Origin of the sequence: Algibacter sp. (genome assembly GCF_049667265.1) — a bacterium.
Lineage (GTDB): Bacteria > Bacteroidota > Bacteroidia > Flavobacteriales > Flavobacteriaceae > Algibacter_B.
The window spans coordinates 1-7,860 of sequence record NZ_JBATHX010000257.1; the positions used below are offsets into that span (position 1 = coordinate 1).

Consider the following 7,860-nt stretch of genomic DNA (forward strand, 5'->3'; position numbering starts at 1 on the left):
TTCTTTTCAATTTGCTTTTTATATTATGATGCTAGATTTGGGTTTCCTTGTTTAACAACATAATGCAAATATTAATTAATTAATCCATTGAACTAAAAAGTGTGTTATTTAGTACTCTCCAAATATAAAACTATGAAATATATTTAAACGATTAAATACATTATTATTCGATGAAATGCAATAAATTTTAACATCTCCAGACGATTAACAACATATTATCGATGAAATACACAATATCAGATAATTGAATTTACATAATAAAGCACAAAAAAATAAAAAAAGCACCCTAAAATAGGATGCTTTTTTACTAACTAACCAACCAAAATATGAATTACAATTCTTAAGTTTAAAGTAACCACTCAATAAACTTTATAACGAATGTAATTACGGTTATCATATCACAATCCTCGTGCCAAAAAACATTTCCTTTATCTTTTTGTGAATTCTTTAACACTCATAATTTAGTATTCACCTACTAGTAAAAGCCATAAAATTGTTTGATATTTGTGACTATATAAATACTTGAAATTTCGATGAAAAAATTATCCTTCCTATTAATAGCTTTATTTATTGTTGCTTGTGGTAAAGACCAAAACGACTTAACAGTAAAAGTTAAGGTAAAAGACTTAAAAAAAGGAACCTTATATCTTAAAAAAGTTGAAGACACCATATTAGTAACTGTAGATTCGCTAGTAATAAATGGTAATTATAATATTGAATTACATAGTAAATTAGACACTCCAGAAGTTTTCTATTTATATCTTGATAAGAATAGCGCAGAAAAAGATAGAATTACTTTTTTTGCTGATAAAGGCGTGACAGAAATTAATACAACATTGAAAAATTTTGCATTCGATGCCGATATAAAAGGTTCTGACCAACAAAAGGTATTAAATGAATACCTAACCCTAATTTCTAAAATGAATAATAGGAATTTAGAATTAATAAAAGAACAATTTGATGCTCAAAAGAAAAATGATACTGCTGTTTATTTAAAATTAGCAGAAGAAGCAAAAAATAGTACAAAGCGCAGATACTTATATACGGTAAACTTTGCCTTAAATAATAAGGATAGTGAAGTTGCGCCTTATTTAGCATTAACTGAAATATATAACGCCAGAATCGATTTATTAGATACTATAAATAAATCTCTAACGCCTAAAGTAAAAACTTCTAAATATGGTAAAGAATTAGAAGCGTTTATTGAAAAAATAAAAAATACTGAATCCGAATAACTAAAAGCTGAAACTTAAATAATAAAAAAAAACCTTTCCAAAATGGAAAGGTTTTTTTTATTTTTAAGAGCCGATGGAGGGACTCGAACCCACGACCTGCTGATTACAAATCAGCTGCTCTAGCCAGCTGAGCTACATCGGCGTTTTTAACGGATGCAAATATAATCGCAAAATTAATATATGCAAATAGTCCATTAAAAAAATTTATCCAAGTTTATTAATTTTTTCAATTAAAGCTCTTCCCTTAGTTTCAAGTTCATTATTAATTGCTTTAAAATGCGCTTTAGGGCTTTCCACCTTTTTAGCATTAACTTTTACAATTAACGCGTCAAAAGTTGAAATCGCTTCATCTATAATAGCTTCACTTTTTTTAGTGTCTTTATCCGTATTTGAGTATTCCCAAATGTATACCGCTTCAATAATATCTCCTAAAACGTAATTAATATCTTTTTTTAAATCTCTAACATTTGCCATAATTTCTAATTTTAATTGGTTACAAAACTACACATAAACTTCTAATAGGCTAACTTTTTTAAAATAAATTTCACAGTCTTCATTTTCCACAAAAGTAATGAAGTTTCATCCTTGATTAATGTTTTCAAAATGCCATTTTACGCCCCAGAATAGCTTACAAAATTCCTAGGTGTTTCATAAAGTGTTATCTCCAGTTCCATTACATCATCAAGCTTTGGTTTGATTTTATTATAAATAACAACAGCTATATTTTCAGCAGTAGGATTAAGCTCTTTAAATTCAGGAACTTCAAGATTCAAATTTTTGTGATCAAAGGCATCCTCTATTTCACTTTTTATAATATCTTTTAGAATCTTCATGTCAATTACAAAACCCGTTTCTTTATCAATTTCACCAGTAACACTAACAATAAGTTCGTAGTTATGACCGTGAAAATTAGGATTGTTACATTTTCCAAAAATTTCATCGTTTTTTTCAAAACCCCAATCTTTTCTAAACAACCTATGGGCAGCGTTAAAATGTGCTTTTCTACTAACAGTAACTTTCATTATGATTTGATGTTTATGTGTTTGTAGAATTTATCAAAAATAACCTTAAACCAAGCTGTATATAATTCTGGATGTAATGAAATATTAGTTTTAACATTTTCTAATGGCATCCATTTCCAACTGGCAACTTCCTCTAAATTTATAATAGGTTCGTTTTCATAGTTCCCTATTAAAACATGGTCAAACTCATGTTCCGTTAAGCCATTATCGAAAGGCGCTTTATATATAAAAGAAATAGATTCTTTTAAATCTGCAACAAAACCCATTTCTTCTTGCAAACGTCTTTTTCCAGCTTGAATATTAGTTTCTCCATCGCGTTGATGACTACAGCATGTATTCGTCCAAAGTCCCGGTGAATGATATTTATTCATAGCCCTTTGCTGTAACATTAATTCATTTTTATCATTAAAAATAAAAACTGAAAATGCCCGGTGTAACACAGCTTTTTCATGAGCCTCCATTTTTGACATTAAACCTATTTGTTCATCCTTTTCATTTACAAGGATTACTTTTTCTTCTTTCATCTGCTAATTTTTATTTTCAATTTGGGTCAGATGTAATTCGGCAATAAAAAGTTCGTTATAATCAACAAAATTATTATCCCTCATTTCATAGTTTAACAAAAATACAAACAAAATAGTAACTTGGTAAGTCTTCTAAAATAAAAAAGCATCTAAATAAATTTAGATGCTTTTAAACTTAATGGTTTATTATAAATTAGTTTGAAACTACAATAAACTCACTTCGTCTGTTTGCCTGGTGTTCTTCACTAGAACATTTAACACCATTAGAACATTTATTTGTTAAACGAGTTTCACCATAACCTTGACCGGTAATCCTATTTGCAGAAATTCCTCCTTTATTAATTATATATTCTCTTGTCGATTTATTTCTTCTATTAGACAATGCCCAGTTATAAGCATCTCTTCCTCTTGAATCTGTATGAGAACGTACATCAATTTTCACATTAGGATATTCTTTCATGTATTTAATAACCTTTGCTAATTCTATTTCGGCATCAGGACGAATAAATGATTTATCATAATCAAAATAAATAGGTTCTAAGCCCAATAATAAAGCTAAATCAGTACCTATTTTTGCCGCTTCAGGTTCTAATTGTAATTGAAGTTTAATTTCCTTTTCATCACCAGTTACTACAGAAAAATCTATAAAATCATCCTTGTATTTTTCTTTTTTAGCTTCAACCAAATAAGTTTTTTCATTACAACCAAGATCAAAACTAAAATTACCAGAATCATCACTTTTTAATGACTTTAATAGGTTTCTATATGAATCATAAATATATACATCAGCATCAGCTATAATGTCTTGAGTTCTTTTATTCACAACAGATCCTGCTATAGCCCTAGTACAATTTTCCATTACAAAGCTATAAATATCATCATCCCCTTTACCATTTTTTCTATTTGAGGAGATATAGCCTTTTCTTGTGGTTTCATCAATAATAAACCCAAAATCATCTTTTGAACTATTAATTGGCTTTCCTAAATTATGAATCATCGATGATGCCTCCTTTAATTTATCTAATTCAACTGCAAAAACATCTAGCCCACCTAATCCAAGATGTCCATCAGATGAAAAATAAAGAATCCCTGTTTCACCTACAAACGGAAAATTTTCTCTTCCCTCTGTATTAATTTTTGGGCCTAAGTTTACTGGTTCACCATAAGTTCCATCATCATTAATATCTACAACAAAAATATCTGAAGCACCTTGTGTACCAAACATATCAGAGGAAAAATAAAGTTTCTTTTCATCGGCACTTAGTGCAGGGTGAGCTACATTATAATCGTCATTATTAAATGGTAGAGATACTATTTTTTTCCATTCACCATCAATCAAAGTTGCTTTATAGATTTTTAAACCGTGAATGTCTTCATTATTCTTTTTGAACTTACCTTTAAAAAAATTATTTCTAGTAAAGTAAGCTGTTTTACCATCTTTAGTGAAAGTTGTGGAAGATTCATGATACTTAGTATTAACATCTCCATTGACTTCTGTTACACTACCATTTTCATTTAGTTCAAATAAATCTAAAAAGGGTTGGTCATTCCATTTATAAATTTTTTCATCCTGATCTCTTGACGATGAAAAAATTAAATTTCCATTGTAAGTGGATGTTCCAAAATCTGAAAACGCTGTGTTAATATCCAAATTTTTCAATTCAAAATCAAAAGACATTTCATCAATTGATTTTACATAATTTGGTTTATTTAAAAATTGCTTCACTCTTGAATCTTCTGATTTAATAGCCGCAAAACTTTTAAAAACTCTATCAGACTCATCATACTTTTCAAGAGCCCTTAATGCCTGTGCATACCTAAAGTAATTTTCAGGATCTATAGGAAGGTTAAAAGCCAATAACTTTTCATACCACTCGGAAGCTTCGTCCATTTCATTATTAAAATAATATGAATTTGCTAATTTTTCAATGATTTCTATCGGAGCTTCTTCCTTGTTTGCTAATTTTAATAATTCATTCCTAGATTTAACATAGGATAGATTATCATAATCTTTTATTGCATTCCGTGATTTAACTTTTTGAGCAAATGAATCATTAAAAACCAAAGCACTTAAAATAGATAGTATATATATTGTTTTTTTCATGTCTATAAACTTTTAAAAGAATCTTGGTGATAAAATTTTACCTATTTGTTGTAATTCTAGACGTAACATAACTTCGTGTGTTCCGTTATTATAATTTCTTAAACCAGTAGTAGTTGCATCATAAGAATACCCTAATAAAAGTCCTGGACTTAATTGAAACCCAATTAAACCGCTAAAAGAATCATCCCATCTGTATGCAACACCCAAAGTAAATTTATCGTGAAATAAAGCATTAAGTGATAAATCTGCTATAATCGGTGATCCATCAACTCCTTTTACTAAAACTGCAGGTTTTAATTTCGTATTGTCACTTAAATTAAAAACAAGTCCCCCAATTAAGTACATGTGAAAACGCTCAGTAGCAATAGATTGTTGATAATCATCGTAGTGATTAGTTTCCAAAATATTAGGAACTGCCACTCCCAAATAACCATTATCTGAATGCAAATACAAACCTGCTCCTAAAGTTGGTGATATTAAATTTATATCATTCTGTCCAAAAACAGGATCGCCATCAACTGAACTACCTTTACTCCAATCTGTATCAAGCATGTGCATTCCTCCTTTAACACCAAAGGATAACTTTAATTTTCCAGATTCATTAAGCGGAATGGTATATGCTAAATTAGCATCAACACTAGTTTCAGTTGCAGGACCTAATTGATCTCTAACAATGTTTAATCCTAAACCTATTCTATCGTTACTTAACGGAGAATGAATTCCAAATGTCATTGTTTTTGGTGCTCCATCAAGACCAACCCATTGCGTTCTATATAATGCTGTTGCACTTAAAACATCTCTTTGCCCAGCATAAGCTGGATTCACACTCATGGTATTATACATGTAATGCGTGAATTGTGGCTCTTGTTGCGCTTTAACCTCTAAACTTAATAGTGCAGTAAACACTACTAAAATTAAACTTTTTATGAATGATGACTTTTTTATCATTTTTATCATTTTTTTTTAGCTGTTTACTTTTTATTATCTATTAATATATATCCATCCTGCTTTTGGTTCAGAACCATCTCCTAAATCCAATACATAATAATAGGTTCCTTCAGGTAATTTATCCTTTTCATTTAATGTTACCCTTCCGTTTGAAGTACCATCCCATCCTTCATCATTTTTATAATGACGTTTAAGATATACAATGTTACCCCAGCGATTATAAATTTCCAATTTGTTATTTGGATAATTATCAATACAAGTAATGATTAATGTATCTCCAAAATTATCTCCATTTGGTGAAAATTCATTGATAACTGTTAGGCAACCTAATTCAGTTACTGTTGAATCATCAGAAGTGTTTCCATCTGTGTCAATACCATTATCACTAGTATCATTTACTGGCCCAGACAAGCTGGTTCCTGTGGCAATCACACTATTACTTACACCTCCTGAATTAATAGCTACTTGGGTAATATCAAAACTTGCTGTATAAATAGCAATCTCCCCAACAAGTAACGTACCTTCTGGACTTCCTTGATCTGCACTAACAAATACTGGATCTACTGTTAAAGCAATCGCATTTCCATTTGCATCCAAGAATATATCCTCTAAAGTTAAGCTAGTAATAACAACATTACCTGTGTTTTCAACTTCAATAGTATATTCAATTTCATCTCCTAATGATGTTCCAAATACTTGAGCCGTTTTGGTAACTTCCATAGAAGCTAAACAACCCGTCGCAGTCGGTGTTAACGTTATATCGCCCTCATTAAAATCACATGGGTTAAGCGGATCGGTTGGTGTTTCGCCATTTGAAGGTGTTAATTCATCTCCATTTGTTACACCATCACCATCACAATCAACTGCTAACCATAGTACATCTGGTGTTAATGTCATATCAGCTGTATTGTAATCACATGAATCATTAGGATCAGTTGGTGTTTCGCCACCTGGAGGAGTTAACTCATCGCCGTTGGTTACACCATCGCCATCACAATCTGCTGTTAAGTAAATTGTATTTGCTGTGTCCTCATCGCCTATTGTACCATCATCAGCACATGGATCAAATTCTTCTCCTGGTATTTCATTTTCATTTGTTGTTCCATCGCCATCACAATCTGATGTGCTCCAATCGCCTCCTTGAGATACTGTAACATCAGATGCTAAGTAATCACATGGATCATTTGGATTAGTTGGTGTTTCGCCATCTGGTGGGAATAACTCATCGCCGTTGGTTACACCATCGCCATCACAATCTGTATTTGGATTTGATGTACAATCATCATTATCCAAAATAGTTCCAGTTGCTGGAATACTGTCTATTACAAGATTATAATACTCACTAGTTTCTAATAAGGTATCATCTGTTGTTGGTACCGTTACGGTAAATGATATTACTCCTGCAGGTACCGTTATCAATCCTGTTAAAGAATCATACGTTACACCATCACTAAAAGTAGCTGCACTATAATCGGTTGCGCTATCGGTTGTGTTATCTGAAAGTATATATGTAAACGTTTCATCTGTTGCACTTGCCACGCTAAGTGTTACCGTATGCACTAAATCAGTCCCTTCTGTAACCGTAGCATCTGTTACTGTTATTACAACTACTGAATCACCATCGATAATCGTTCCTGTGGCAGTTACACCATCAATAACAAGATCGTAGAATTCATTTCCTTCAGATAAAGCATCATCCGTTGTTGCACTTGTTACCGTAAACGAAGTAACTCCTGCAGGTACCGTTATAGTTCCATCACCGTTATTAACCACACCATCACTAAAAGTAGCTGCACTATAATCAGTTGCGCTATCGGTTGTATTATCGGTTAAAGTATAAGTATACGTCTCAGGGGTTGCACTCGACCCACTCATCGTTACCGTATGTACTAAATCAGTCCCTTCTAACTGTGAGTCTGAAGTAACAAATGATACTTCTACCGCAAAGTTTAAGGTAATGGTCGCATCGTTAGATACATTACCATCATTATCTTCTACATTATAATCTACTGGCGTTGGGTCTGAGG

Annotated in this window: 7 protein-coding genes and 1 tRNA gene; 1 reads left to right on the forward strand and 7 read right to left on the reverse strand. The window is 31.5% G+C overall.

From position 1 onward, the window contains the following. The first annotated feature begins 533 nt into the window (after positions 1–533). On the forward strand, positions 534–1,235 hold the full coding sequence (locus WBN21_RS09715) for a DUF4369 domain-containing protein (protein ID WP_424199765.1): 702 nt from the start codon (positions 534–536) through the stop codon (positions 1,233–1,235). 68 nt (positions 1,236–1,303) lie between these two features. Here the strand turns inward: WBN21_RS09715 and WBN21_RS09720 are convergent. The 7 genes from WBN21_RS09720 to WBN21_RS09750 all read right to left on the reverse strand — a co-directional run. Then, positions 1,304–1,377: transfer RNA gene (locus WBN21_RS09720), tRNA-Thr, on the reverse strand. Positions 1,378–1,439: 62 nt separating this feature from the next. Then, positions 1,440–1,709 carry a hypothetical protein gene (locus WBN21_RS09725; RefSeq protein ID WP_424199767.1) on the reverse strand — a complete coding sequence of 90 codons (270 nt, stop codon included), beginning with the start codon at positions 1,707–1,709 and terminating at the stop codon, positions 1,440–1,442. Positions 1,710–1,846: 137 nt separating this feature from the next. Then, on the reverse strand, positions 1,847–2,257 hold the full coding sequence (locus WBN21_RS09730; protein ID WP_424199769.1) for a 6-pyruvoyl trahydropterin synthase family protein: 411 nt from the start codon (positions 2,255–2,257) through the stop codon (positions 1,847–1,849). Beyond that, positions 2,257–2,781 carry an isopentenyl-diphosphate Delta-isomerase gene (gene idi / locus WBN21_RS09735; protein ID WP_424199771.1) on the reverse strand — a complete coding sequence of 175 codons (525 nt, stop codon included), beginning with the start codon at positions 2,779–2,781 and terminating at the stop codon, positions 2,257–2,259. The genes WBN21_RS09730 and idi overlap by 1 nt, the downstream gene beginning before the upstream one ends. Before the next feature lie 193 nt (positions 2,782–2,974). Then, complete coding sequence (locus WBN21_RS09740; protein WP_424199772.1) at positions 2,975–4,885, reverse strand: OmpA family protein; 1,911 nt, start codon at positions 4,883–4,885, stop codon at positions 2,975–2,977. A 12-nt stretch (positions 4,886–4,897) separates the two neighbouring features. Continuing rightward, positions 4,898–5,833 (reverse strand): PorP/SprF family type IX secretion system membrane protein, encoded by a 936-nt coding sequence (locus tag WBN21_RS09745; RefSeq protein ID WP_424199774.1) that lies wholly within the window; start codon positions 5,831–5,833, stop codon positions 4,898–4,900. 33 nt (positions 5,834–5,866) lie between these two features. After that, the coding region (locus WBN21_RS09750; RefSeq protein WP_424199776.1) for a gliding motility-associated C-terminal domain-containing protein at positions 5,867–7,860 on the reverse strand (1,994 nt) is incomplete at its 5' end.